This window comes from Telluria sp. GW821-FHT07G12 (genome assembly GCF_059418525.1).
In genome coordinates this window covers 932,975-956,368 of record NZ_JBWKQA010000002.1, presented here as the reverse complement: position 1 = coordinate 956,368, position 23,394 = coordinate 932,975, and the positions used below count along the sequence as shown (strand labels likewise).

At 66.3% G+C, this 23,394-nt stretch carries 29 protein-coding genes; 18 read left to right on the top strand and 11 right to left on the bottom strand.

Going from position 1 to position 23,394, the window contains the following annotated elements; all coding sequences use genetic code 11:
- Window positions 1–75: 75 nt before the first annotated feature.
- Window positions 76–1,089 (bottom strand): tyrosine-type recombinase/integrase, encoded by a 1,014-nt coding sequence (locus tag AC07PE_RS12315; RefSeq protein WP_498764664.1) that lies wholly within the window; start codon window positions 1,087–1,089, stop codon window positions 76–78.
- A 250-nt stretch (window positions 1,090–1,339) separates the two neighbouring features.
- Here AC07PE_RS12315 and AC07PE_RS12310 point away from each other — a divergent pair, with 250 nt between their 5' ends.
- Genes AC07PE_RS12310 through AC07PE_RS12300 form a run of 3 tightly spaced genes read left to right on the top strand, consistent with a single transcriptional unit; the run spans window position 1,340 to window position 3,363 of the window.
- On the top strand, window positions 1,340–1,642 hold the full coding sequence (locus AC07PE_RS12310; protein WP_498764662.1) for a Dabb family protein: 303 nt from the start codon (window positions 1,340–1,342) through the stop codon (window positions 1,640–1,642).
- A 10-nt stretch (window positions 1,643–1,652) separates the two neighbouring features.
- The gene (locus AC07PE_RS12305) at window positions 1,653–2,435 is read left to right on the top strand and encodes an SDR family oxidoreductase (protein ID WP_498764660.1); all 783 of its coding nucleotides are present in this window, start codon (window positions 1,653–1,655) and stop codon (window positions 2,433–2,435) included.
- Window positions 2,436–2,457: 22 nt separating this feature from the next.
- Window positions 2,458–3,363: an SDR family oxidoreductase gene (locus tag AC07PE_RS12300; protein ID WP_498764658.1), complete on the top strand. Its 906-nt coding sequence runs from the start codon at window positions 2,458–2,460 to the stop codon at window positions 3,361–3,363.
- Here the strand turns inward: AC07PE_RS12300 and AC07PE_RS12295 are convergent.
- Window positions 3,326–4,240, bottom strand: a complete 915-nt coding sequence (locus AC07PE_RS12295) for a LysR family transcriptional regulator (protein ID WP_498764656.1) — start codon at window positions 4,238–4,240, stop codon at window positions 3,326–3,328. The two genes, AC07PE_RS12300 and AC07PE_RS12295, sit on opposite strands and share 38 nt — an antisense overlap.
- A gap of 124 nt (window positions 4,241–4,364) precedes the next feature.
- Here AC07PE_RS12295 and AC07PE_RS12290 point away from each other — a divergent pair, with 124 nt between their 5' ends.
- The 5 genes from AC07PE_RS12290 (at window position 4,365) to AC07PE_RS12270 (ending at window position 7,880) form a co-directional block, all read left to right on the top strand.
- On the top strand, window positions 4,365–5,744 hold the full coding sequence (locus tag AC07PE_RS12290; RefSeq protein ID WP_498764654.1) for an MFS transporter: 1,380 nt from the start codon (window positions 4,365–4,367) through the stop codon (window positions 5,742–5,744).
- 92 nt (window positions 5,745–5,836) lie between these two features.
- A complete protein-coding gene (locus AC07PE_RS12285; RefSeq protein WP_498764652.1) occupies window positions 5,837–6,166 on the top strand; it encodes a hypothetical protein in 330 nt (109 codons plus the stop codon).
- A gap of 107 nt (window positions 6,167–6,273) precedes the next feature.
- Window positions 6,274–6,867 (top strand): TetR/AcrR family transcriptional regulator, encoded by a 594-nt coding sequence (locus tag AC07PE_RS12280; protein WP_498764650.1) that lies wholly within the window; start codon window positions 6,274–6,276, stop codon window positions 6,865–6,867.
- A 78-nt stretch (window positions 6,868–6,945) separates the two neighbouring features.
- Complete coding sequence (locus AC07PE_RS12275) at window positions 6,946–7,659, top strand: SDR family oxidoreductase (protein WP_498764648.1); 714 nt, start codon at window positions 6,946–6,948, stop codon at window positions 7,657–7,659.
- A 23-nt stretch (window positions 7,660–7,682) separates the two neighbouring features.
- Entirely contained in the window at window positions 7,683–7,880 is a 198-nt protein-coding gene (locus tag AC07PE_RS12270) for a hypothetical protein (RefSeq protein ID WP_498764646.1), read from the top strand.
- Between the two features lie 116 nt (window positions 7,881–7,996).
- Here AC07PE_RS12270 and AC07PE_RS12265 read toward each other — a convergent pair whose 3' ends face one another.
- The 4 genes from AC07PE_RS12265 to ygfZ form a co-directional block, all read right to left on the bottom strand.
- Window positions 7,997–9,853 (bottom strand): cellulose binding domain-containing protein, encoded by a 1,857-nt coding sequence (locus tag AC07PE_RS12265; protein WP_498764644.1) that lies wholly within the window; start codon window positions 9,851–9,853, stop codon window positions 7,997–7,999.
- 142 nt (window positions 9,854–9,995) lie between these two features.
- Entirely contained in the window at window positions 9,996–10,754 is a 759-nt protein-coding gene (locus AC07PE_RS12260; protein ID WP_498764641.1) for an NRDE family protein, read from the bottom strand.
- Window positions 10,745–11,047 carry a DUF4936 family protein gene (locus tag AC07PE_RS12255; RefSeq protein ID WP_498764639.1) on the bottom strand — a complete coding sequence of 101 codons (303 nt, stop codon included), beginning with the start codon at window positions 11,045–11,047 and terminating at the stop codon, window positions 10,745–10,747. The genes AC07PE_RS12260 and AC07PE_RS12255 overlap by 10 nt, the downstream gene beginning before the upstream one ends.
- 12 nt (window positions 11,048–11,059) lie before the next feature.
- The gene (gene ygfZ / locus AC07PE_RS12250; RefSeq protein WP_498764637.1) at window positions 11,060–12,118 is read right to left on the bottom strand and encodes a CAF17-like 4Fe-4S cluster assembly/insertion protein YgfZ; all 1,059 of its coding nucleotides are present in this window, start codon (window positions 12,116–12,118) and stop codon (window positions 11,060–11,062) included.
- Between the two features lie 97 nt (window positions 12,119–12,215).
- On the opposite strand from ygfZ, the gene mltG reads away from it, so the two are divergent.
- From mltG to AC07PE_RS12225, 5 genes are read left to right on the top strand one after another with little or no spacing between them, the layout of a single operon-like run.
- Window positions 12,216–13,229 carry an endolytic transglycosylase MltG gene (gene mltG / locus AC07PE_RS12245; protein WP_498764635.1) on the top strand — a complete coding sequence of 338 codons (1,014 nt, stop codon included), beginning with the start codon at window positions 12,216–12,218 and terminating at the stop codon, window positions 13,227–13,229.
- Complete coding sequence (tmk, locus tag AC07PE_RS12240) at window positions 13,226–13,852, top strand: dTMP kinase (protein WP_498764633.1); 627 nt, start codon at window positions 13,226–13,228, stop codon at window positions 13,850–13,852. Before mltG ends, tmk begins: the two co-directional genes overlap by 4 nt.
- A complete protein-coding gene (locus AC07PE_RS12235) occupies window positions 13,849–14,892 on the top strand; it encodes a DNA polymerase III subunit delta' (RefSeq protein ID WP_498764631.1) in 1,044 nt (347 codons plus the stop codon). Before tmk ends, AC07PE_RS12235 begins: the two co-directional genes overlap by 4 nt.
- A 28-nt stretch (window positions 14,893–14,920) precedes the next feature.
- Window positions 14,921–15,307 carry a PilZ domain-containing protein gene (locus AC07PE_RS12230; protein WP_230023003.1) on the top strand — a complete coding sequence of 129 codons (387 nt, stop codon included), beginning with the start codon at window positions 14,921–14,923 and terminating at the stop codon, window positions 15,305–15,307.
- Window positions 15,308–15,312: 5 nt separating this feature from the next.
- The gene (locus AC07PE_RS12225) at window positions 15,313–15,834 is read left to right on the top strand and encodes a GNAT family N-acetyltransferase (RefSeq protein WP_498764629.1); all 522 of its coding nucleotides are present in this window, start codon (window positions 15,313–15,315) and stop codon (window positions 15,832–15,834) included.
- Here AC07PE_RS12225 and AC07PE_RS12220 read toward each other — a convergent pair.
- The 4 genes from AC07PE_RS12220 to AC07PE_RS12205 form a co-directional block, all read right to left on the bottom strand.
- A complete protein-coding gene (locus AC07PE_RS12220) occupies window positions 15,831–16,466 on the bottom strand; it encodes an HAD family hydrolase (protein ID WP_498764627.1) in 636 nt (211 codons plus the stop codon). The two genes, AC07PE_RS12225 and AC07PE_RS12220, sit on opposite strands and share 4 nt — an antisense overlap.
- A gap of 7 nt (window positions 16,467–16,473) precedes the next feature.
- Entirely contained in the window at window positions 16,474–16,686 is a 213-nt protein-coding gene (locus AC07PE_RS12215; protein WP_498764625.1) for a hypothetical protein, read from the bottom strand.
- Window positions 16,687–16,758: 72 nt separating this feature from the next.
- Window positions 16,759–17,616 (bottom strand): endonuclease/exonuclease/phosphatase family protein, encoded by an 858-nt coding sequence (locus AC07PE_RS12210; RefSeq protein ID WP_498764623.1) that lies wholly within the window; start codon window positions 17,614–17,616, stop codon window positions 16,759–16,761.
- A gap of 60 nt (window positions 17,617–17,676) precedes the next feature.
- A complete protein-coding gene (locus tag AC07PE_RS12205) occupies window positions 17,677–19,278 on the bottom strand; it encodes a L,D-transpeptidase family protein (protein ID WP_498764621.1) in 1,602 nt (533 codons plus the stop codon).
- Between the two features lie 156 nt (window positions 19,279–19,434).
- Here AC07PE_RS12205 and AC07PE_RS12200 point away from each other — a divergent pair, with 156 nt between their 5' ends.
- The 3 genes from AC07PE_RS12200 (at window position 19,435) to AC07PE_RS12190 (ending at window position 21,936) form a co-directional block, all read left to right on the top strand.
- Window positions 19,435–20,217, top strand: coding sequence for a TatD family hydrolase (locus AC07PE_RS12200; protein ID WP_498764620.1), 783 nt, complete (start codon window positions 19,435–19,437; stop codon window positions 20,215–20,217).
- Window positions 20,218–20,219: 2 nt separating this feature from the next.
- Window positions 20,220–20,873, top strand: a complete 654-nt coding sequence (locus tag AC07PE_RS12195; RefSeq protein ID WP_498764618.1) for an ankyrin repeat domain-containing protein — start codon at window positions 20,220–20,222, stop codon at window positions 20,871–20,873.
- Window positions 20,874–21,003: 130 nt separating this feature from the next.
- Complete coding sequence (locus tag AC07PE_RS12190; protein WP_498764616.1) at window positions 21,004–21,936, top strand: class I SAM-dependent methyltransferase; 933 nt, start codon at window positions 21,004–21,006, stop codon at window positions 21,934–21,936.
- Between the two features lie 5 nt (window positions 21,937–21,941).
- Here AC07PE_RS12190 and AC07PE_RS12185 read toward each other — a convergent pair whose 3' ends face one another.
- The gene (locus AC07PE_RS12185) at window positions 21,942–22,655 is read right to left on the bottom strand and encodes a hypothetical protein (RefSeq protein ID WP_498764614.1); all 714 of its coding nucleotides are present in this window, start codon (window positions 22,653–22,655) and stop codon (window positions 21,942–21,944) included.
- Between the two features lie 202 nt (window positions 22,656–22,857).
- Between AC07PE_RS12185 and AC07PE_RS12180 the strand changes: the two genes are divergently transcribed.
- Both AC07PE_RS12180 and AC07PE_RS12175 read left to right on the top strand, forming a co-directional pair.
- Window positions 22,858–23,058: a hypothetical protein gene (locus AC07PE_RS12180; RefSeq protein WP_498764612.1), complete on the top strand. Its 201-nt coding sequence runs from the start codon at window positions 22,858–22,860 to the stop codon at window positions 23,056–23,058.
- A 105-nt stretch (window positions 23,059–23,163) separates the two neighbouring features.
- Window positions 23,164–23,391: a DUF6139 family protein gene (locus tag AC07PE_RS12175; RefSeq protein ID WP_498764610.1), complete on the top strand. Its 228-nt coding sequence runs from the start codon at window positions 23,164–23,166 to the stop codon at window positions 23,389–23,391.
- Window positions 23,392–23,394 lie beyond the last annotated feature (3 nt).

Sequence of the window (23,394 nt, the reverse complement as noted above, 5' to 3'; positions counted from 1 at the left end):
GCGATGCTTGCTCCAAACTTACACGAAACTTACAGAGCGACCGTCTTGCGGCGTCCCCATGCACAGGGGGTCAAATCAGGCGTCCTTGGCAGTTGGACCGGCATCCAGCGCGGAGGTTTCCTCGTTTACCTTGGCGTACTTATAAGCTTCGGCGGAACGTTCGAGCGCGAGGCCCAAGGTGGTACTCAGTTCGCTCTGTGGCGTTCCCTGGCGCAGTTGCTGTGAGGCGAAGGTATTGCGCAGGGTGCGCCCGCCGGCGCGCGGCACGGCCAGGCCGGCGCGCTCGAAAGTCGCCTTCACCTGGCGGTAGACGGTGGCCTTGTGCAGCGGCTCGCCTTCCAGGTTGGCCGGGAACACCAGCTCGCCGGGAATCTTCAGCTCCTGGCGTTCCTCGAGCCAGGCCGTCAGCTCGGCCACGCCTTCCTTCGGCAAGGTGGTGGTGTGCTCGTAGCTGGTGCGGTGCTTGTGCTCGGGCGTGATCGTCAAGGCGATGCCGCCTTCGACATCCTTTTGCCGCCCGATCTCGTCGACCAGCAGGCCGATCGCCTCGGCCACGCGCAGGCCGGCCAGCGCCATGGTCACCTGCATCGCACGGTCGCGGCGGCGCTTCCAGCCGGAGGCCTTGCCCTCGTCGTCGGCAGGCTGGCCGGGCAGGGCGGCGAGGAAGCGCTGCAGTTCGTCGGCGTTCAGGGCCGCCATCGGCGCGTCGCGGGTGATCTGGGCGCGGTCGATGCCGACGATGGCGTCGCGCGCCGGGTTCGGCGACCGCTCCAGGTACTCGTAGCAGCGCTCCAGCAGGCGCAGGTAGCGGTAGGCGATCTTGCTGTTCAGGTCGCGGTGGCCGTCATGGGCCAGCTGGACGAAACGGTGCAGGTCGCGCGCGGTGACGGTCGAGATCTTCAGGCGCTCCTCCAGCATCCAGGCGGCGAACTTCCCGAACATGAAGCGGTAGATGGCCGCGGACTCGGGCGAGACCGGCTTCGGAATCAGGTCGCGCTGCCGGCTCGAAGTCAGCACGAAGTCGGGCGAGGCGACGAAGGCGGCGAAGCTTTTGACGGGATTGGCGTCCCAGGCGGCGAGTTTGTTCATGCCATATTTTGCAACTAACCGAGGACCGATGCAAACGGCAGCAGTGCGCGTCCAAGTGGCATGCGGCGGCGCCGTTCCCGCCTTCGCTTTGAGACTATTTTGCAACTAACCGACAGACGGCAACAAACAAACCAAAACCCCGCCACCAGGATGAGCAGGGCGGCAAATCCGGCCGCACTCGCCATCCCGGCAGCGAAGCGTTATGCTCGATGCTGTCTGTTCGATCACTCAAAAGAAGGAAAACAAAACCATGCTCAAGCACATCGTGATGTGGAAACTGAAGGAACATGCCGAAGGCGCGGACCGCGCCGCCAACGCGCGCGAGATGAAGCGCCGCCTCGACGAATGTGCGCACATCGTGCCGGGCATCCTCAAGTTCGAAGTCACGCTGGCCCAGCCGGGGCTGGAAGCGACCTACGATGTGGTGCTGTACTCCGAGTTCGAGAACAAGGCGGCGCTCGAAGCCTACGCCAAGCACCCGACCCACCACGCGCTGGTGCCCTTCATCGGCGCGATCCGCGAAGCGCGCCAGTGCATGGATTACGAAGTCTGAAGGGGCGGCGATGCGCACGGTAAAGGAACTCTTTTCGCTGGCGGGCCGGACCGCCATCGTCACCGGCGGCTCGCGCGGCCTGGGGCTGCAGATGGCAGAGGCGCTGGGCGAGCAGGGCGCGCGCCTGGTGATCGCTTCGCGCAAGCAGGCCGAGCTCGACGAAGCCTGCGCCCATTTGAAGGAACGCGGAATCGAGGCGACGCCGATTGCTGCCGACCTCGGCGACCAGGCCGGCGTCCAGGCCTTCGCCGATGCGGCGCTGGCGCACTTGGGCCAGGTCGACATCCTGGTCAACAATGCTGGCGCCACCTGGGGCGCGCCGGCCGAGGATTATCCGGTCGAGGCCTGGGACAAGGTCATGAACCTGAACGTGCGCAGCGTCTTTTTACTGTGCCAGGCCATCGGCAAGCAATCGATGATTCCGCGTGGGCGCGGGCGCATCGTCAACATCGCCTCCATTGCCGGCCTGGCCGGCAACCCGCCGGGCGCCATGCAGACCATCGCCTACAACAGCTCGAAGGCGGCGCTGATCAACTTTACCCGCACCCTGGCCGGCGAGTGGGGGCGCTACGGCATCAACGTGAACGCGATCGCCCCGGGTTTCTTCCCATCGAAGATGACCAAGGGCATACTGGCATCGATCGGCGCGGAGACGCTGGCGCAGCAGGCGCCGCTGGCGCGCCTCGGCGACGAGGAAGACCTGAAGGGCGCGGTGCTGCTGTTCGCGTCCGATGCGGGCAAGCACATCACGGGACAGGTGCTGGCGGTGGATGGCGGCGTATCAAGCGTCTGAGCGCGCGGCGCGGGGAGGAAACATGAAGCAGTTCGAAGGACGGGTCGCCGTCATCACCGGCGCAGCGAGCGGCCTGGGGCGCGAGTTCGCCAATACCGCGGCAAGCCTGGGCATGAAACTGGTGCTGGCCGACGTCGACGCCAAGGCGCTGGAACGCGCCACCGGGGAATTGCAGGCCGGGGGCGCCGAGGTGATTTCGATGGTCGTCGACGTGAGCAAGCGCGAGCACGTCGAGGAACTGGCCGATGCCGCGATGATCCGCTTCCACGGCGTGCACCTGGTATTCAACAACGCCGGCGTCGCCGCGGGCGGCCTGATCTGGGAAAACAGCGAGGCCGACTGGGAATGGGTGCTGGGCGTGAACCTGTGGGGTGTGATCCACGGCGTGCGCGTGTTCACCCCGATCATGCTCGAGTGCGCGCGCAAGGATCCCGGCTACGAGGGGCACATCGTCAACATCGCCTCGATGGCGGGGCTGCTGAATCCGCCGGCGATGGGCGTCTACAACGTCAGCAAGCACGCGGTGGTGTCGCTCAGCGAGACCCTGTACCACGACCTGCGCCTGGTCGATTCCCCGGTCCAGGCATCGGTGCTGTGCCCGTACTTCGTGCCGACCGGGATCGCGCACTCGGAGGCCCACCGTCCGCACGAGCTGGCCACCCACGAGGGGCCGACGGCCAGCCAGCAGGCGGCGCACACCCTGGTGAGCAAGGCGGTCGATTCCGGCAAGGTCTCGGCCGCGGACGTGGCGCGCATCACCTTCGACGGGGTCCGCGAGGGACGCTTCTATATCTACTCGCATCCGCAGTTGCTGGCCGCCGTGGGCGAGCGCATGGATGCGATCCTGCACGCGAAGCCGCCGGCGGATCCGTATGCGGCGACGCCGCAGCTTACGCAGATGTTGAAGGCGGGCGTGCAGAGGCGCTGAGCTCGAGCAGCAGGCCACGCAGCCAGGCGTGGGCCTGGTCCGCGTCCATGCGCGGATGCCACAGCATCGATACCGCGATGCCGGGCAGTTCGAACGGCAAGGCGAAGCTGTGCATGCCGTCCCGCAGGCGCCCGGTATGCAGCGCCGGCACGGTGGCGACAAGGGCCGAGCCGCGCGCGAGCGCGAGGGCGTCCGCGAAGCCGCCGACGGTCACCGCGATGTGGCGCTGCAAGCCCAGTCCCTCCAGGACCTCGTCGACGGCATTGCGTTCGCGGCCGCGCCGCGATACCAGCACGTGGCTTGCGGCCGCATAGCGCGCCGGCGTCACCTCACCGTCGGCGAGGGGATGGTCTATCCGCGTCACGCCGACGAAACTGTCCCGGAACAGGATGCGGGTCCGCAGCTCGGGGCTGGCGTCGCCGCCGACGACCCCGGTTTCGAGGTCGACGCTGCCGTCCCGCAGGAGCGTGCTGTCCTTGTCGAGCTTCAGCATGAAGCGCAGGCGCACGCCGGGCGCATCGGCGGCGACGCGCGCGATCAGCGCCGCGCCGAAATTCTCGACGAAGCCATCGCTGGTACGGAGCGTGAAGCTGCGCTTCAGTGTGCCCAGGTCGAGCGGAACGGCAGGGCTGAGCATGGCTTTCGCTTCCTCGGCCACGCTGCCGACACGTGCACGCAGTTCGATTGCCCTGGGTGTCGGCACCAGGCCGCGGCCGGCGCGCACCAGCAGCGGATCGCCGCAGGTTTCCCGCAGGCGCGCGAGGGCGCGGCTCATGGCAGAGGCGCTGAGGCCGAGCCGCCGGGCGGCCCGTGCGACATTGCCTTCCGCAAGCAGGACGTCCAGCGTGATCAGGAGATTGAGATCGGGGGGCGACATGGCCGAACGATAGCACGCCCGACGGCATACATGGCGTCGTATGCAGGTATTTGCTGCAAATGCTGCACCTTCCGCCATGTCATGGCGCGGTTTAGGCTCTCTTCATCCATCAAGGGAGCAGAGCATGAGCATGAAAACGCGCAGGAGCGCCTTAGCCAGCCTGGCGCTGGCCGCATTGTTGTCCTCGCTGGGGACCAGTATTGCCAACGTGGCCCTGCCGGCGCTGGCGCGCAGCTTCCACGCGCCGCTGGGAACGGTCCAGTGGGTAGTGCTGGCCTATCTGTTGGGCGTTTCTTCGCTCGTGGTTGCGGCAGGGCGCCTGGGCGATTTGTTCGGCAGGAAGCGCCTGCTGCTGGCCGGGCTGTTCGTGTTCAGTGCCTCGGCGGCACTGTGCGCCCTGCCGCCGGCACTGCCGCTGCTGGCGGCCGCACGTGCGCTGCAGGGCGTCGGCGCGGCGGCGATGATGGCGCTGACGATGGCGGCCGCGAGGGATGCGCTGCCGGGGGAGGCGACCGGGAGGGCGATGGGACTGCTCGGCACGGTCTCGGCGGCCGGGACGGCGCTGGGCCCGCCCGTGGGCGGCGCGCTGGTCGGCGCCTGTGGCTGGCAGTCCGTCTTCCTCCTGCAGTCCGTGCTCGGCGTGGCAGCGCTGCTCGGCGTCGCGGGCTGCCTGCCGTCCGACAGCGCGGAACCCGGCCAGGCTCGCTTCGACCTTTGCGGCACGCTGCTGCTCGGTGCGGCCTTGACAGCCTATGCCCTTGCCTTGACGCCGGGGACCGACGCCGGCCCGCTGTTCCTTTTGCTTGCGCTAGTCGGCGCCCTCCTGTTCGTCCGTGTCGAACGGCGCAGCGTGGCGCCGCTTGTCGACCTCGCCCTGTTCCACGACCGGGCCCTGGCCGCGGGCTTCGCAGCAAATATGGTGGCGACGGCCGTGGTCATGGCAACCCTGGTGGTGGGACCCTTCTACCTCTCCGACGCCATGGGCCTTGGCGCCGGACGAATGGGCCTGGCAATGGCCGCGGGTCCCGTTGTCGCCGCGCTTGCCGGGTGGCCGGCGGGCCGCTTGGTCGACCGCTACGGCGCATCGCCATGCGCGCTGGCCGGCCTGGCGGGCATGGAGCTTGGCGCAAGCATCCTGTGGATCGCTCCGCCGCTGACGGCAGCCGGGTATGCCGCATCGCTGGCGGTGCTGACTGCCGGCTATGCGCTATTCCAGGCATCGAACAACACGGCCGTGATGAACGCCGCGGATCCGGGCCGGCGCGGCCTGGTCTCCGGCTTGCTGGGCCTGTCGCGCAACCTTGGCCTGCTTACAGGGACGGGGCTCATGGGCGCGGTGTTCATGCACTTCGCCGGCCCTAGCGCTGCACCGTCGCCGGCGGCGGTGTCCCAGGGATTCCAGGCCTGCCTTGCGCTGGCTGCGGCGCTGGTGGCATGCACGATGCTGGGCCTTGCAGGCCCGACTGTGCGAAAGCTGAAGTCCGCTCCCGATGTTCTCCCGTGATCGTCCTACACGTGTAATGGATGTCATCCTATTCGGCCTCCGTGCGAGAGCGCTAGCATTGGCCTATCGGTAACCGTATCAAGGAGAACATGATGGCAAACAACAAAGACAAGGCACAGCAAGGCAAACAGGACGTGCTCGAGCAGGACGGCCAGAATCGCCAGAGCGGCAATACGGGCTCCGGCTCGCAGTCGGGTTCCGGCCAGTACACGGGCGGCCCCGGCGCCGGCGAAAAACGCGAGAGCGGCTTCGTGCACAGCTCACCGGAAGCGAATGTATTCCCGAAAGGCCACTCGCAAGCCGATAACAGCACGCGCTCGCGCGGCGGCGACTCCGCTGCCGGCACCCCGGACGAGGGCAGGCTGGGCGGCACGGGCGGAACTTCCGCGCCGGGCACGACAGGTAACGACCCGGACCGCTGAGCAGCGTCCAGGCAGGAATCGGGCGGGCCCCGCGCGCGATGTGAACGGCCTTGACCCGGTGCCTTTTAGGGTCTAATATGACGTTCATCATATTTGAGTTCACTGCCATGTCCGCCACCCGCACCTCCCGCCACCAGCAGTCGCACGAACGCATCCTCGACGCGGCAGCCCGCGCCGTGCGCCGTTCCGGCGTTGCCGGCGTCGGCGTGGCCGATGTGATGAAGGAAGCCGGCCTGACCCACGGCGGCTTCTATGCCCACTTCGAATCGCGCGACGCGCTGCTGGCCGAGGCCCTCGAGCATGCGGCCAGCCAGAGCAATGCGAATGTGCGCGAACGGATGCGGGCGCGCATGGACGCGGGCGAGTCCGCGTTGGGCGCCCTGGTCAGCGAATACCTGTCTGGCTCGCACATGCAGTCCCTGGAACTCGGCTGCCCGGTGGGGGCCGTGAGTTCGGACATGCAGCGCGCGGGCGATGCGCTGCGCGAGGTATCGCAGGGCCGTGTACGTGCCCTCGCCAGGATGGTGGAAGGGACCCTGAACCCGGAGACGCCGCCCGGCAGCGCCTGGGCAATCGCCGCGAGCCTGGTCGGCGCGATCCAGCTGGCCAGGGTTCTGGGGGCTGAGGAAGGAAACGAGGTATTGCAGGCGTGCCGCGAGGCGCTGCTTGCCCAGTACGACCGCCCGGCCGCGAAGGCCTGAGGCGCTGGACGCCGCGCCCACGGGCCCGGCATTTTTTTGAGTAGTAATATGATGAGCATCATATCGAAAGGGATAGCCATGAAACTCGACAATGCAATCGTCCTCGTCACCGGCGCCAACCGCGGCCTCGGCCAGGAATTCGCCCGCCAGGCCCTGGCCCGCGGCGCCCGCAAGGTCTACGCCGCCGCCCGCGACCCGGGCAAGGTCACGCTGCCCGGCGTGGTGCCGGTGCGGCTGGACGTCACCGATCCGGCCCAGGTGGCGGAACTTGCCGCAGCCTGCCCCGACGTCACGCTGGTGATCAACAACGCCGGCATCGCGACCGACGGCAGTCTGCTGGACGAAGGCAGCGTTGACGCCATGCAGCGAATGATGGACACCAACGTGTACGGCATGCTGCGCGTCAGCCAGGCCTTCGCGCCGGTGCTGGCGGCGAACCGTGGCGGCGCTTTGCTGAACGTACTGTCGGTGGCGAGCTGGATCAGCACCCCGGGCCTGGCGGGCTATGCCGCCACCAAGTCGGCCGCCTGGAGCGTGAACAATGGCTTGCGCATCGCGCTGAAGGAACAGGGCACGCAGGTGCTAGGCCTGCACGTGGGCTTCGTCGACACCGACCTGACGCGCGGGATCGATTTGCCCAAGCTGGCGCCTGCGGAGGTGGTCGAGCGCGCCTACGCGGCGCTGGAAGAGGGCAAGAGCGAGGTGCTGATCGACGAGTTGTCGCAGAAGGTCAAGGCCGGGCTGTCGCTGGACGCCGCGGTCTACCTCGACGTGGTGCAGCGCCCCGCCTGAGCTGACCGTGGTAGCATCGTTCGATGGAACGACGCACCGATTACAAGAAGGCCCTCATGATCGAGGCCGTGATCCACGAAACGGACGCCATCGGCCGCTCCAGCGCGGCACGCCGGCTGGCGGAGCTCGGCGTGCCGCTGGAGGTGGCGGTGCGGGTGTTGACGCGGCCCATGGAGAGACGGCAGCAGTTCGAGTCGCCGTTCATGAAGAGAGAATCGTGAACGCCAGATGACGTCATCCCCGCGGAAGCGGGGATAGTGCCCCCAGCACTATCCCCTCCATACGTAGCGACTTCGGCCAGCTCAGCATGGGTTCCCGCCTGCGCGGGAACGACGGGTTAGCGGCTGGCGCAGTATCCCGCATCCTCGTTGGTCGCCCCTGGCGCCAGGTCCTTGTTCCAGTCCGGCGGCGACAGATGCATGGTCGTCCCATCCATCGTATAGCTGCCGTTCCACATCCCGCTCAGGGTCCCGGCCACGTTCGGCACGTCCACCTTCCAGCTTTGCACTTTCACCGTGCTGGTGTTCGTGACGGCGATCTTGGCGCAGTAGCCCGAGCCCCAGTCGCCGGTGACGATCAGCTTGGCCTGCAGCGCGCCTGCCGGCGGCGGCGGCGGGGTCTCGACCGGCTTGGCCGGGCGGGTCGCACACAGGCCGACCTGGGTCGATTCGCCCGGATGCAGCTTGCGGTTGTAGGCCGGACCTTCCATCGTCAGCTTGCCGCCGGTCAGCGTATAGCTCGCGTTCCACAGCGAGGTGATGCTGTCCTTGAAGGGCATCTCGGCCTTCCACCAGCCGGCGCGGTCGCCCACGTTCTTGACGGTGATGGTGCCGCAGTAGCCGCTGCCCCAGTCGTTGGGCGTCTCCAGCGTGGTCGTCAGGTTCAGCGGCGCGGGCGGCGGCAGCGGGTTCGGGTAGGGCCCGGCCTGGGTCGCGCCAGGGTCGAGGAAGGCTTGCGCGGTGGCGGTCAGCAGCGGGTTGTCGACGCCGTCCGTGGTGCCGTAGTTGACCAGCCAGATCACGGCGCCGCCGACGCCTTCGCCCTCGCGGGTCGAATTGGCCCAGGCGCCCTTGGCGGCGATGGTCGCCGGTTCCTCGTAGCTGATGTAGCCGCTGGCGGTGTCCGGGCGCTCGGCCGGGGTATAGCCGCCCGGGTAGACGCGGTAACTGGTCTGGGTCGGCGCATCCCAGGCGTAGATGCCGCGGTTCAGGTAGCCCAGCTTGTTCAGCAGGGTCCAGCTCCATTTGAAGTCGGTCACCGACCACTTGCTCAGGTCGCCGTCGGTATCCTGGTTCGGGCCAGTGAAGGGCGGCGCATAGCTTTCGCCGTAGAAGCCCAGGCCCAGGCCCATCTTCTCGCGCGGCACGCCGGCGTCGACGAACATCTGGATCGTGCTGGCGATCGACACCGGCCGGTGGCCGGTGGCGCCCGTCAGCGGCGAGAAGGTGTTGCTGTGCCAGCCCTGGCCGAACCAGCCCACGCCATAGCTCATGATGTTGTACTGATCGACCATGGCGGCCACGCGCAGGTCGTGCGGCGTCACCTTGTCGGTGTTGATGTTCTTGTTCCCGCCCGGGAAAGTGATGATCACCGGGTTCGCCTGGTAGCGTTCGCGCGAATTGGCTTCCTTGCGCAGCTCCCGGATCAGCTTTTCGAGCCGCTCCTGTTCGAGCGTCGCCTTGTCGTCGATGCCTTCCCAGTCGACGTCGATGCCGTCGTAGTCCTTGGCGACCATGTAGTCGACCAGGTTCTTCACGAAGGCCGGGCGGACCGCGTCCGCGGTCGATGCGAGGAAGCCTGCATTATCGCCTTCGCCGCCCAGCATGATCAGGGCCTTGATGTTCGCCTGGTGGGCGCGCTTGACCAGGAATTCCTCGACCGTCCAGTCGTAGGCGGCGCCGGGGCCGCGGTCGCGCTCTAGGTGGGCATTCCCGCCGCCCAGCACGATTTCGCCGGCCGGCTTGCCGTTGCTGCCGCTGCCCGGGCCGATGCGGGCGAACACGAAGTGGGTCATGTGGCTCATGTCGACGTGTTCGGGCGCCTGGTACAGGGCGTTGTCCCAGAAGTAGCCGGCGTAGTAGCCGCCGACCCACTTGCCGGTGAGGTTGGCTGCCTGGGCCGGCGCCAGGCTGGCGGCCGCTGCGCCGGCGGCCAGCAGGGTGAGCGCTGCGATTTTCTTCAGTCTGGTCTGCATGTGCATCCTCCATAGTATGATTGCTGTACGGAAACAATCGTAGCAGTGGAGGATTGCAAAACCTTGTCACTAATTTGTAATGACCCCATCCGAGGGGGAAGGCGCGCCGGGACCGGCGCGCCTCAATGTAGCGAGGGCCGAATCAGGCAGCGGCCACGCCTTCGGGCCGCAGGATGCGCTCGCGCAGCTCCGGCTCGTCGTCCTGATAGACCTTGAGCACGGTGGAGGTGCGGGTGCCGTAGCCCGGAATCTCGATGCAGACCGGGGACAGCTCGCGCTCGACTTCGATCGGCATGCCGGTATCCGGCAGGCGCAGGTCGGGGGCGCGGGTGGTGTCGGCCAGCATCTCGAAATAGGCGTCTTCCGGGGCGCCCTGCAGCAGCAGGCTGGCGAAGGTCGCCTTGGTGCGCACGACCTTGGGCCAGGGCGCGTCCAGCAGGCCGTTCGAGACCCCGTAGATGCCCGGCTCCAGAGGCTTGCCGTTGCGCGGGTCGGCGCCGGCGCGGTTGGAGAACCAGTACAGGCCTGCGCGGTCGCCCAGGATCAGGTTGAAGCCGTTGTATTCGGCGGCGCGGCCGGCAATGCGGTCCAGGTAGGCCGGCGCATCGAGCTCGCCCTTGAGGAAGTCGGCCACGAGCGCACCGCGGGTCGGCGCATCGCCGCGTTTTTCGTCAGGCGCGCGGATGTTGGTCAGCGCCGCGAACTTGGGGCCGTTCGGGCCCGTGCGCGTGACGCCCATCCAGCTGCCGCCGCCGCGCAGATCGCGGCCGGCGATGATGTCCGGGTTCTCGGGCCAGGGGCCGGCCGGGGTGGCGGGACGGTCATAGAACTCGTCGCGGTTGGCGCAGGCGATCACGGGCAGGCCGGGAATCACGCGCCAGGCAAATACGATCAGGCACATGGCGCCATCTCCGGGTTCAGGTCGACGAATATTTCGGCGCGGCGCGGGCCGTCCGGGAGCGCGTCCAGGCCGGCGTCCAGTGCAGCCTGCGCCAGCGTGTCGGCAAAGCTGTCGGGCGCACCCGTATAGACTTCCATCCAGGTCTGCAGGCCATCCTTGCTGCCGGGACGGCGCTTGAGCTGCGCGGTGACGCCGTGCGCAGCGGCCAGCGCCGCCTGCATCGCGCGCAGGCGCGGCGCCAGCGCCGCCGCGTCGAGCTCGCGCACCTTGTAATAGACGTACAGGTCGATCATGTGATCACGCGCTCAGGCCGCGGGCGTATCGATTGCATACGGCAGCGGCAGGAAGAACAGCGCGGTGCCGCCGGCCGAGCCGTGGCGCACTTCGTGGTCCAGCGCGGCCAGCTTGATCTCGACCAGCGCATCGGCACCGCCGACACCATTCGGCGCGGCGTTGACGATCATGCCGGAAGGCTGGTCCGGGTCCTCGCTGGAGAAGACTTCGTCGCCGGCGCGCGCGGCCGCGTTGGGGAGGCTGGCCAGCACCATGCGGCGCTTCAGCTTGCCCAGATACTGGCTGCGGGCGACGATTTCCTGGCCCGGATAGCAGCCCTTCTTGAAGTTGACGCCGCCGATCAGCTCGAAGTTGATCATCTGCGGCACGAACTGTTCCTGGGTCGGCTGGGTCACCTGCGGCACGCCGGCGTGGATCTCGGCCAGGTGCCAGGCCGCGTTGCCGCCCAGCGCCAGCGTCTCGCGCAGTTGCGGCAGTGCGGCGATCGCGGTCTCGGCGGAGGTGATCCACAGGTAGCGCGGGGCGTTCAGGGCGTCGGCCAGGCGCAGCACGGTGCCGAAGGGGCCGTCGACCTTGGCGTAGGGCGCGGCGGGCAGCGACTCGACGTGGCGGCGCAGTGCGGTTTCCGCTTTAGCGCCGGCCAGGCCGAGCACGGCGGCGGTGCCCGGCTCCTCGGTGGCGTCGCGCAGCTTGGCCTTCGAGCGCAGCACGAACATGGTCAGGCGCTTTTGCAGGGGCGGCTGGATGGCGCGCGGCAGCTGCAGGAAGATGTCCTGGCCGGTGCGCCACATCAGGAAGGTGGCTTGCAGGCGGCCTTTCGGCGTGCAATAGCCGGCCAGCCGGGCCTCGTCCGTGCCGAGGTGTTCGACGTCGTTGGTCAGCTGGTTGTGCAGGAAACTGGCGGCGTCGTCGCCGGCGATGGCGATCAGGCCAAGGTCGGTCACCGGGGCCACCACGCCCTCGGCGAGGGCGGCGGCGGACAGCGTCGTGCCGAAGTCTTCGATCTGCGTGGCCTCATCCTGGTGGAAGCGCGCGCCCAGAGAAGCGAGATGTTCGATCCAGTTACTCATAAATTCAGAATAATTTCCTGTTTAGGCTTTATCATTACGGCCTCATTATAGAGTTGTCGTCAAAATCGCGCCGGGCACGGCGCAAAACCAGGTTTCTATGGCACTAATAAGAAAACTTATCGTAACGGGCGTGATCGTGTCAGTCGCGGCCGTCGGCGGCTTCCAGTGGTGGTCGGGCCAGCCTATCACCTCGACGGAAAGCCCCGTCATTCCTTTCGCGATTGCCCAGGGCAGCGGCGTGGCCGGCGCGGCCCAGCAGATGGCCACCGCCGGCGTGCCGGTCAACGGCTTCCTGTTCGGCGTGCTGGCGCGCGTGACCGGCAAGGCCAGCCAGATCAAGGCCGGCAGCTACGAGCTGAAGCCGGGCACCACGCCGCGGCGGCTGATCACCCAGCTGGTCCGCGGCGAGTTCGCGCAGGAATCGCTGACCATCATCGAAGGCTGGACCTTCCGCCAGATGCGCCAGACGGTCGACGCCGCGCCCAACCTCAAGCACGAGACGGCCAAGCTGTCCGACAAGGAGCTGTTGGCGAAGATCCTGCCGGAGGCGAGCGGTAAATACGCGACCCCGGAAGGCCTGTTCTTCCCGGATACCTATCTGTTCGCGAAAAACTCGAGCGACCTGCAGATCTACAAGCAGGCCCACGAGATGATGATGAAGCGCCTGAAGGCGGCCTGGGAAAAGCGCGAGCCGAACCTGCCGTACACCGACCCCTACCAGGCCCTGATCATGGCTTCGCTGGTGGAGAAGGAGACCGGCCAGAAGAGCGAGCGCGCGATGATCGCCGGTGTGTTCGTCAACCGCCTCAAGACCGGCATGCTGCTGCAGACCGACCCCACCGTCATCTACGGCATGGGCGACAAATACGACGGCAAGATCCGCAAGAAGGATCTCGAGACCGATACCCCGTACAATACCTACACGCGCGCCGGCCTGCCGCCGACGCCGATCGCGCTGCCGGGCGTGCAGTCGCTGGCCGCGGCCCTGACCCCGGCCAAGACCGATGCCCTGTACTTCGTGTCGCGCGGCGACGGCACCAGCCATTTCTCGGTCAACCTGAACGAGCACAACAAAGCAGTCAACCAGTACCAGCGCCAGGGGACCAAATGAATGGACAATCTTCGGCCCGCGGCCGTTTCATCACTTTCGAGGGCATCGACGGCGCCGGCAAGTCGACGCACATCGATTTCGTCACCGGCCTGCTGAAGGACGCCGGCAAGACCGTGGTTTCGACCCGCGAGCCGGGCGGCACGCCGCTGGGCGAAAAGCTGCGCCACCTGCTGCTGCACGAGAAGATGGACGTCGGCACCGAGGCCCTGCTGGCCTTCGCCAGCCGCCGCGAACACCTGGCCCAGGTCATCGGGCCGGCGCTGGGACGCGGCGACTGGGTGCTGTCGGACCGCTTCACCGACGCCAGCTTCGCCTACCAGGGCGGCGGCCGCGGCCTGCCGCTGCCCAAGCTCGAGGCGCTCGAGCAATGGGTGCATCCGGGCCTGCAGCCCAACCTGACCCTGCTGTTCGACGTGCCGCTGGAAGTGGCGCGCGAGCGCCTGGACGCTACCCGCACCCTGGACAAGTTCGAATCCGAAGAGGCAGCCTTCTTCGAGCGCTGCCGCAATGAATACCTGCGCCGCGCGGCCGAGAGCAACGGCCGCATCGTGGTGATCGACTCGACCCGTTCGATCGACGAAGTCCGCGCCCAGCTGCGCGCGGCATTGGAGAAGTTTTTGTGACGAGCAGCACCCCGATCTACCCCTGGCAGGAGCAGGCCTGGACGCAGCTGCAGCAGATGCGCGCGCGCCTGCCGCATGCGATCCTGTTCTACGGCCCGGCCGGCATCGGCAAGGCCGACTTCATCGAAGCCTTTGCCCAGTCCCTGCTGTGCGAAAACGTGCGCTCCGACGGCCACGCCTGCGGCGCGTGCGCTTCCTGCGGCTGGTTCGCCCAGGGCAACCACCCGGATTACCGCCGCGTGCGGCCGGAAGCGATGGAAGACGAAGCGCCGGCAGCCGAAGGCGAGGAAGCCGGCGACGGCGACAAGAAATCGAAATCCTCGAAGACGGCCTCGAAGGACATCAAGATCGAGCAGGTGCGCGCGCTCAGCGACTTCATGAACATCTCGACCCACCGCCAGGGTTTGCGGGTGGTCGTGCTATATCCGGCCGAGGCGCTCAACATGCCGTCCTCGAACGCGCTGCTGAAGACCCTGGAAGAACCGCCGCCGGGCACCGTTTTCCTGCTGGCCTCAAACGGCCTGGACCGGCTGCTGCCGACGATCCTGTCGCGCTGCCGCAAGTTCGCGCTGCCGATGCCGGATCACGCCGAGGCCGTGGCCTGGCTGCAAGCCCAGGGCGTGCAGGACGCCGACGGCTGGCTGCGCGAGCAGGGCGGGGCGCCGCTGGCCGCTTTAGTGCAGGCGGAAACCGGTAGCCGCGAGGAACTCGATTCTCTGCTGCAAATCCTGGCCCAGCCCAGCGTCGACGCCGCGTTGCGCGCTGCAGACAAATTGAGCAAAGCGCCGCTGGCATCGCTCGTCGCATGGCAGCAGCGGTGGTTGTATGATGTTTTTTCGTACAAGCTCTCTGGCACGATCCGCTATTATCCGCGGTATCGCCAGCAACTTGCGAACCTGGCCGGGCGTGTGCACACGGCCAAGTTGATGCAGGCGATCAAGTCGACCAACGAGCGGCGCGCGGTGGCGGACCATCCGCTGTCGCCGAAACTGTTTGTCGAAGATATGTTGCTTGATTACACTGCCTGCTGCGCCGGCTGATCTGGCTGCCGCCGAACGAAGGATGTGAATGAACAGCTTGCCCACCGATCCGAACGCTCCGCTCGCGCCCCAGGCGCCGCGTCCGTCCGTGCTCTCGCTTGCCATCAAGGAGAAAGCGGCGCTGTACGCGGCCTACATGCCTTTCCTGAAAAACGGCGGCATGTTCGTGCCGACCAACAAGCCCTACAAGATCGGCGACGAGATCTACCTGATCCTGTCGCTGATGGACGATCCCAACAAATACCCGATCGCCGGCAAGGTCGCCTGGATCACCCCGGCCGGCGCCAACAACAACAAGGCACAAGGCATCGGCGTGCATTTCCCGGCCGACGAAACCGGCCAGCGCGCCAAGCTGCGCATCGAAGAAATCCTGGGCGCGGCGCTGCGGTCCTCGCGCGCCACCCATACGCTCTAATATTTATGCCGTCTTATACCCATCGCATTGCCCGCATCGAAGACCTGCCCGTCATCGTCGACATCTACAACTCCACCATCGCTTCGCGCGAAGTCACCGCGGACACGGAACCGGTCACGGTCCAGTCGCGCGAACAGTGGTTTGCCGACCATGCGCCGGACCGCCGGCCGCTGTGGGTGATCCATGATGCCGAGGACAAGTCCGAAAAACCGGCCGTGATCGGCTGGTGCTCCTATTCGAACTTCTACGGCCGCCCGGCGTATTCCGGCACCGCCGAAGTCTCCATCTACATTGCCGAGGCCTGGCGCGGCAAGGGTATCGGCCGTTACTGCCTGGAGCAGGCGACGGCCTTTGCGCCTCAGATCAAGGTCCACACGCTGCTTGGCTTCATCTTCGGGCACAACGTGCCCAGCCTGGCCCTGTTCCGCAAATATGGCTTCGAGACCTGGGCGAATTTCCCGCGCGTGGCCAACCTGGATGGGATCGAGCGCGATCTGATTATCCTGGGCAAGCGAGTCGTGGACTAAGGCGCCAGCGGAATACCCAGGGCCCGCAATTCGCGGCGTAGCTCCGCAGCGTTTTGAAAGTGAATGCCGTGAAGGCCTTCCGCTACGGCTGCCTGGACATTGCGAATGCTGTCATCGATGAAAACGGTGGCCCCGGGATCCAGCTTGTAGCGATCGATCAGCAACCTGAAGATCGCGGGATCCGGCTTCACGAGCAGCTCTCGGCCAGACACGACAATTCCCTCGAACCACTCGAGAAACGAAAAGCGCCTCAGGGCGATGGGGAAGGTTTCGTCCGACCAGTTGGTGAGGGCGAGCAGCCGAATGTCGAGCGCGCGGAGTTGCGCGAGGATGTCGACGGTGTCATCGATGGCGCCGGGGATCATTTCTTCCCAGCGTTCATGATAGGCCCGGATGTTCGCTTCATGCGAAGGATGCTGCTGAATCGCCAGTGCAATCCCATCTTTCCATGAACGTCCACAATCCTGCCGCCCGTTCCACTCACTGTTGCACACCTCGCTGAGAAAATGTTCCATCGCCGCTTCGTCCTCGGCGAAGATCTTCTTGTACAGCTCACGCGGGTCCCATCTGATAAGAACGTTGCCAAGGTCGAAGACGACGGTGTGGACGCTCGGTGGGTTGCTGGTTTGCATGGACGCTTCAGTCCCCGGGTCCTTCGCCGGGCATCGTATCCGCCATCAGCCGGAGTTCTTCCGGCGTCAGCTCTTCCGGCTTCTTGTTGGCCAGCGCATCGAAATCCGGATGCTTGTCCGGCTGCGCCTGCTGCTGTGACTGTGCCGACTGCTCCGCCCCTTGCTGGCTCCCGGCCTGAGGCTGGGTCTGCTGTTCGCTTGACTGCTGTTTGTTGCTCATGGAACGCTCCTTGCTGAAATCTCGTTGTGACCGAGTTTCGCATAGAGGCGTTTCCCGTGGCGCTCTACTTGTCTACCTGAACACCACGCGCGCGACCACCGGATGATGGTCGGAGGGATAGCGCCGGTCCAGCGAATCGCTCAGCACTGCATATTTCAGCACCTCGACATGGCGGTCGACGAAGATGTAGTCGATGCGGTCACGCATGGGCGCGTCCAGGTGGAAGTCGTTGAAAGTACCCTTCGGACCGTAGGGCGGTGCCTTGGTGACCCGGAAGGCGTCGCGCATCGCCGCCGACATGGCCTGGATCTGCACCGTTTCCGGGGTCGAGTTGAAATCGCCGACGCAGATGGCCGCTTCGCCGCGGCTGATCTCGGCAATCTTGCGCAGCAGTAGTTTTGCCGATTCACGGCGCGCGACTTCGCCTTCATGGTCGAAGTGGACCGAGAAGACGAACAGCGTGCGCCCGCTGGCGAGGTCTTTCAGGCGCGCCCAGGACGCCAGGCGATGGCAGCACTTCGCATCCCAGCCGAAGGAGGGGCGGTCCGGGGTCTCGCTGAGCCAGAAGTCGCCCTTGCCCAACAGCGCAAACCGGCTCTTGCGGTAAAAGATGGCCGAATGTTCGCCGGCGTCCTTGCCATCGTCGCGGCCGACGCCGACGTGGCCGAATTCTTCCATCTGCGCCAGGTCGGCGATCTGGTCGCTCAGTCCTTCCTGCGTGCCAAAGATGTCGAACTCGTGATAGCGGATCAGCGCTTTGACCATCTCCTTGCGCGCCGGCCAGGCATTCGGGCCGTCGCCGGGATTGTTGTAGCGCAGGTTATAGGTGGCGACATTGAAAGCCGCCGTGGGCGCCGCCGACGCCGGGCCCATGCCGAGCAGGAGTGCAACCGCGAGTAGGCGTGCAAATAAAGCGTGGAATGTTTTCATGGCGACAGTGAAGCATATTCCGCTCTCCACGTCCCCTAACCGAGCGCCAGGTGCCGCTGTTTAGCTCTTTTTCGTAACAAGCTTGCTGCGGCGCGCCGCCAGTTCGCGCTCGAGCTTCGCATCGCGCCCATAGATGTCGGCGGCGAAGCGGGCGCTGCCGTCGCTGTCGACGGCGGCCGTGGCGTAGAAGATCACGACGGGCACCGCGCGGGCCAGGTCGACATGGCGGGTCGGCCCCGGTTGTAGCGCGTCCTGGATGGCGTCGGCGTTCCACTTGGGCTGGCGGCCGAGCACGAACTGGGCGAGGGCAGCCGGATGCTCGACGCGTATGCAGCCATGCGACAAGTCGCGTCGGCTGCGCTGGAACAATTCGGGCGCGGAGGTCGAATGCAAATAAATATCCATCGAATTCGGCATGGCGAACTTGATCGCCCCGAGTGCGTTCTTCGGCCCCGGGCGCTGTCGCACCCGCGCCCGGCCTGCCTGGAGCTCGGCCACGCTCGCGGCCGGCGGCACGGTCTCCATGTCCTTTTGCGCCAGGTAGGCAGGGTTGCTCTTCAGCTTGGGCAGGATTTCCTTCTCGACTATGCTGTGCGGAACGTTCCAGTAGGGATTGAATTCCAGGTAGCGCATCTGGCCAACGAACAGCGGGGTCTCCGTCGCCAGCGCGGCGCCGACCACGACCCGCATCTCGAGCGGCGGCTCGTCGCCGCCATTCTGCATCGCCCACAGGCGGTACAGGGGCAGGTTCACCACGATCATGGGGCCGCGGCCGACATCCGGTAGCCAGCGCAGGCGTTCGAGCGCGAGTTCGAGCTGCCGCACGCGCTGGCCGGCGGGCACGTTGAGCGCGGCGACGGTAGCGCGGCCCAGCACGCCGTCGTCCGTCAGTCCGTGACGGGCCTGGAAGCGGCGCACGCCATCCTGCATCGCTTCGCCATACTGTCCTTCCGCTGGAGGCGGTGTGTCGGCCGGCAGGTCGCCCAGCAGCACCAGTCGCTCGAACAGCGCTTTCGCTTCGGGATAGGCGTCGCCTGCCTTCAGCTTGCCCTCGGGGAGCGGCAGCGCGGGCCAGGGCTTGGCGGACAGTGCGCGGTATTGCGCCAGCGCCGCCTTGACCTTCGCGTACTGCACGATCTGCGGCTCGGCCGCCTGCACCGCGGCCTGCAGCCTGCCGGCGGCAAGCCCGGCGCGCAAACGCTCGACCGGGTCGTACTGGCGCAGGCGCGGGTCCGGCAGGCGCGAGTGATATTCGGAGCGCACGCGGCCGACGCGCAGGTCGGCCAGGTAGTGGAGCATCGCCGCCGTCAGGGCGACGTCGAAGCGGGCCGGGTCGGCTTTTCCTGCCGCCAGTTGCTGCTGCAAGGCGTCGGAGCCGTAGTCGGCGGGGTCCAGGCCCTGCAGCCTGGCCTGGCGCAGCACCCACAGCGCGGCCGCCGCAGTCTGTGGATTCCAGGCCGGCGCATACTTGCGCGGGCCATAGAAACGCTCGAGCCAGCCCCGTTCGTCGTAGGGACCCGGGATCGCTACGGGGGACTGCGCGGCCTGGACCGCCAGGCTGCGGATGGCGGCTGGGACGGACTGGGCGAGGACGGGAAAGGGGGCGAGGGCGACGGCCGCACAGAACGCGAGCGCGGCGCCGGTTTTCAGGCTGAGCTTCATCGATACTTTCGGACTTCGGCAACCGTGCGTTACCGATATGCATGTTACGCCGCGAAGCGCGGCACGCCCAGCGGTGCAACGATTTGTCACATTTGCACCGGCGTTCAAAATGGGCGCCGAAAACGCCTGCGGACGGCTCTCGCGTACAATGAGGGCATGTACATCGATTCACATTGCCATATCAATTTCCCGGAGCTGGCCGCCCGCATGCCCGAGATTCTCGCCAAGATGGCCGAGAACAAGGTCGACAAGGCGCTGTGCGTGTCCGTCAACCTGCCGGAATTCCCCAGCGTGCTCGCCCTGGCCGAGCAGTATCCGCATATCTACGCCTCGGTCGGCGTCCACCCGGACTACGAAGACACGCCCGAGCCCAGCGTCGAGGACCTGGTGCGCCTGGCCGACCATCCGAAGATCGTCGCCATCGGCGAGACCGGCCTCGACTATTACCGCCTCGAGGGCGACCTCGAGTGGCAGCGCGAGCGTTTCCGCACTCACATCCGCGCCTCGCGCGCGACCCGCAAGCCGCTGATCATCCACACCCGCTCGGCCAGCGCAGACACGATCCGCATCCTGCAGGAAGAGGGCGCGGCGGTCGACAAGGGCGGCGTGGCCGGCGTGATGCACTGCTTTACGGAATCGCTGGAGGTGGCGCTGGCCGCGATCGAGATGGGTTTTTACATCTCTTTCTCCGGCATCGTCACCTTCAAGAGTGCAAAAGACTTGCAGGCGGTGGCCAAAGCACTTCCGCTGGATCGCATCTTGATCGAAACCGATTCGCCGTATCTCGCGCCCGTGCCCTACCGTGGGAAAATGAACGAACCGGGCTTCGTGCCCCACGTGGCAGAGTACATCGCCACGCTCAAGGACGTGCCGCTGCGCGAAGTCGCCGAGCGCACCACCGACAACTTCTACAAGCTGTTCAACGTACCCAGGGAGTAAACATGATGCAGCGTCGCGGTTTTCTTCGTCTGACCGGCCGGGCCGTCCTTGCAGCGATGGTACTGACGGCCTTCCCTGGAACCGCCGCGCTGGCCGCTACGCCCGAGCAAACCGCGGATTTCTTCCGCGCCGTTGCAATGGATGACGCCGCCACCGTCAAGTCGCTGCTGGCGGCGGGCGTCGACCCGAACCAGCAGAATCCCATCGGCGGCGAACCGGCGCTGGTGATCGCGGCGCGCGAGGGTTCGATGCGGGTGCTGCAGGCGCTGCTCGACCATCCCGGCATCCAGCTGGACGCCACCGCCATGAACGGCAACACGGCCCTAATGATGGCCGCCTTCAAGCGCAACCGCGCCGCCGCCGAAGCCCTGGTCGCACGCGGCGCCTCCGTCAACCGGACGGGCTGGACCCCGCTGCACTATGCGGCCGCCAGCGGCGACGAAGATGTGGCGCGGCTGCTGATCAAGCGCGGCGCCAGCGTCGACGCGGTCTCGCCGCCCGCCAGCGGCAGCTACACCCCGCTGATGATGGCGGCGCGCGAAGGGCATCCGGACATGGTCGCCTTCCTCACGGCGCAGGGCGCCAACCCGAAACTGACGAACAGCGAAGGCCTGACCGCCGGCCAGATCGCGGACCGGGCAAAAGCGACGCGCTGATTCAAGCCGCAAATTGGCGCGGAAATCCCCATCAGCTCCACGCATCAAAATGTTTCCTCGTTGCAGATAATGCTTCCATGCAATCAACCATGGCGCCGGCGGGACCGCGGAGCTGACAACGAGGAACAACATGCTGAACGAACGCGAAATCGAGAGCTGCTATCTGGGGCAGTTCATCCCGGTCCATTACCACCACAACATGCTCATGGACCAGAATCGCATGCACAGCTTCAAGTCGGCGATTTTCCACGCCGTCAAGCCGGGCGCCAAGGTCCTGGAACTGGGCGGCGGTACCGGCGTGCTGTCGTTCTTCGCAGCGCAGGCCGCCGACAAGGTCTATTGCGTCGAGTTCAACCCGGACATGGTGCGTGAAGCCCGCAAGTTCCTGGCCATGAACGAGAACGGCCACAAGGTCGAGGTAGTTCACGCCGACGCCTTCGAATACCTGCCGCCGGAACCGGTCGACATCGTCATCTGCGAGATGATCCATGTCGGCATGCTGCGCGAAAAGCAGGTCGAGATGATGGAATCCTTCAAGCGCCGCTACCTGGCGCGCTTCGGCGGTCCGCTGCCGGTGTTCCTGCCGGAAGCCGTGATCATGGCGGTCCAGCCCCTGCAGCAGGAATACGATTTCGAAGGCTTCCACGCACCGATCGTGCAGTTCCAGGCGACCAACGTGATCGAGCCGGGCACCGTCGAGCTGGCCCAGCCGGCCGTGTACAGCATCATGGACTTCAGCCAGCCCACCGACATGAACGTCGCCTGGGAAGGCCGCTTCCTGATCGAAAAGACCGGCCGCCTGAACGCGCTGCGCTTCATCACCAAGAACGTGCTGTCGATTATCGAAGAGCAGGGCGCCACCATCGACTGGCTGAATCACTACATGATGCTGCCGCTGGCGCAGCCGATGGACGTGCAGGCCGGCGACGTAATCCAGGTCAGCTTCGCCTACCGTTGCGGCGGCTCGATCCCCTCGCTGGAAGCCTCGATCCGCACCGAGCTGGTCGCGCGCTTCGAAGAAGAAGCCGTGCGCGAGCAGGCTGCGGCCGCCGCCTACGCCTGAGGCGCTTACTGGGCGGGATCGAGCAATCGGTCCCGCCTCAGCCATCCCGTGGATACCTGGCCGCTCTTCGGGTGGCGGTATTCGATCTCGACGAAGTCGCCGGTCTCGCGGCTGGCGCGGACCCGGTCGCCCGGCACCAGGAATACCTTGGGCGTGCGGCAGGCCTCCAGCGGCGCGGAGTGGAAATAGGCGCGCCCGCTGCCGCCCACGGTCTTGTTGGCTTCATCCGGCGTGAGCGCCACGGCCACGCTGCCAGCGGCCCGCACGCTGGCCTCGCAAGCATCCAGTACGCCCGGCAGCTCCTGCAGCTTGCCGCCGGCAAAGCCGAATTCGTGGATGCGCGGCGCTCCCTGGCCTCCGGCCACCGCTTCCGCCAGCTGCACCACCGCATTCCCATCCTGCAGGCGCGCACCGAACAGCGTCATGCACTTGCCGAAGGGGCTGGAGACCGCCGGCGTCCCCTCCGCACCGACTTCCAGCAGGACGAACTCATGACGGCAGTCCGGCTCCGGCAGCTTGGCGTCCGCCAGTACGTAGTCGTGGTCGGCGCGGATCGCCAGCCTGCTCAGGCCTGCATCGCCGTTCATGCGGGCGATGGGCTGGCCCTTGAATAGCAGGGCGCTGCGCGCTTCGCTGGCGGGAATGACGCTGACGGCGCCGTAACGGGTGGCCACGCTGCTGCGGTCCTCGGCGTGGACGATCGCGCAGGTGGATACCATCAGGATAGCAGGAAGGAAAGGGCGGAGTCGCATTCGGCTTTCTCGTTCAACAACATCCGAAGTTTAGCATCCCGGCGCCGTTCATCCCCGCATTTGCCCCGTCCATCCCGGCGTGCTGCCATTTATCGCATGACGATTGCCGCAACACCCACTTGTCATTACAGTCACAGCATCGACGAACATCTCCTTGAAGGAGCGAACAATGCTCGGATTCCTCGCCTGGTTGGTCTTGCTGTTCCTGTGCTGGCCCATCGCCTTGCTGGCGCTGTTCATGTATCCACTGGTGTGGCTCATCCTGCTGCCGTTCCGCCTGGTTGGCATCGGCGTGGAAGCCGTCTTCGAGCTGCTGCGCGCCATCGTGATGCTGCCGGCGCGGGTGCTCGGCGCCTCGCCGGGACGCTGAAACGGCGGACGTGTGCGTCCGTTAACAGACCGTGCTCCGCCCTTCGCCTAACGTGGGCATACTGATGGCTTGAATCCATCAGCCATGTTTAGAAAGGAAACGACTATGCGCCTGGATATTTACCGCAGAGCCGAACAGGACGGCAAGTTCTCGTACCTGGCGGTGCCCGAAACCCGCAACATCCCCGAGGAAGCCACTAATACCGACTGGGAAGTCGAAGCCCGCGCTGTCGAGGTGGACGACGACGCCCAGCAGATCGACGATTACGACATCCGGAACCTGAGCGGCCAGCTGGCCGAAAAAGGCTATGCCGTAACCTCGACCATGCACTGATCC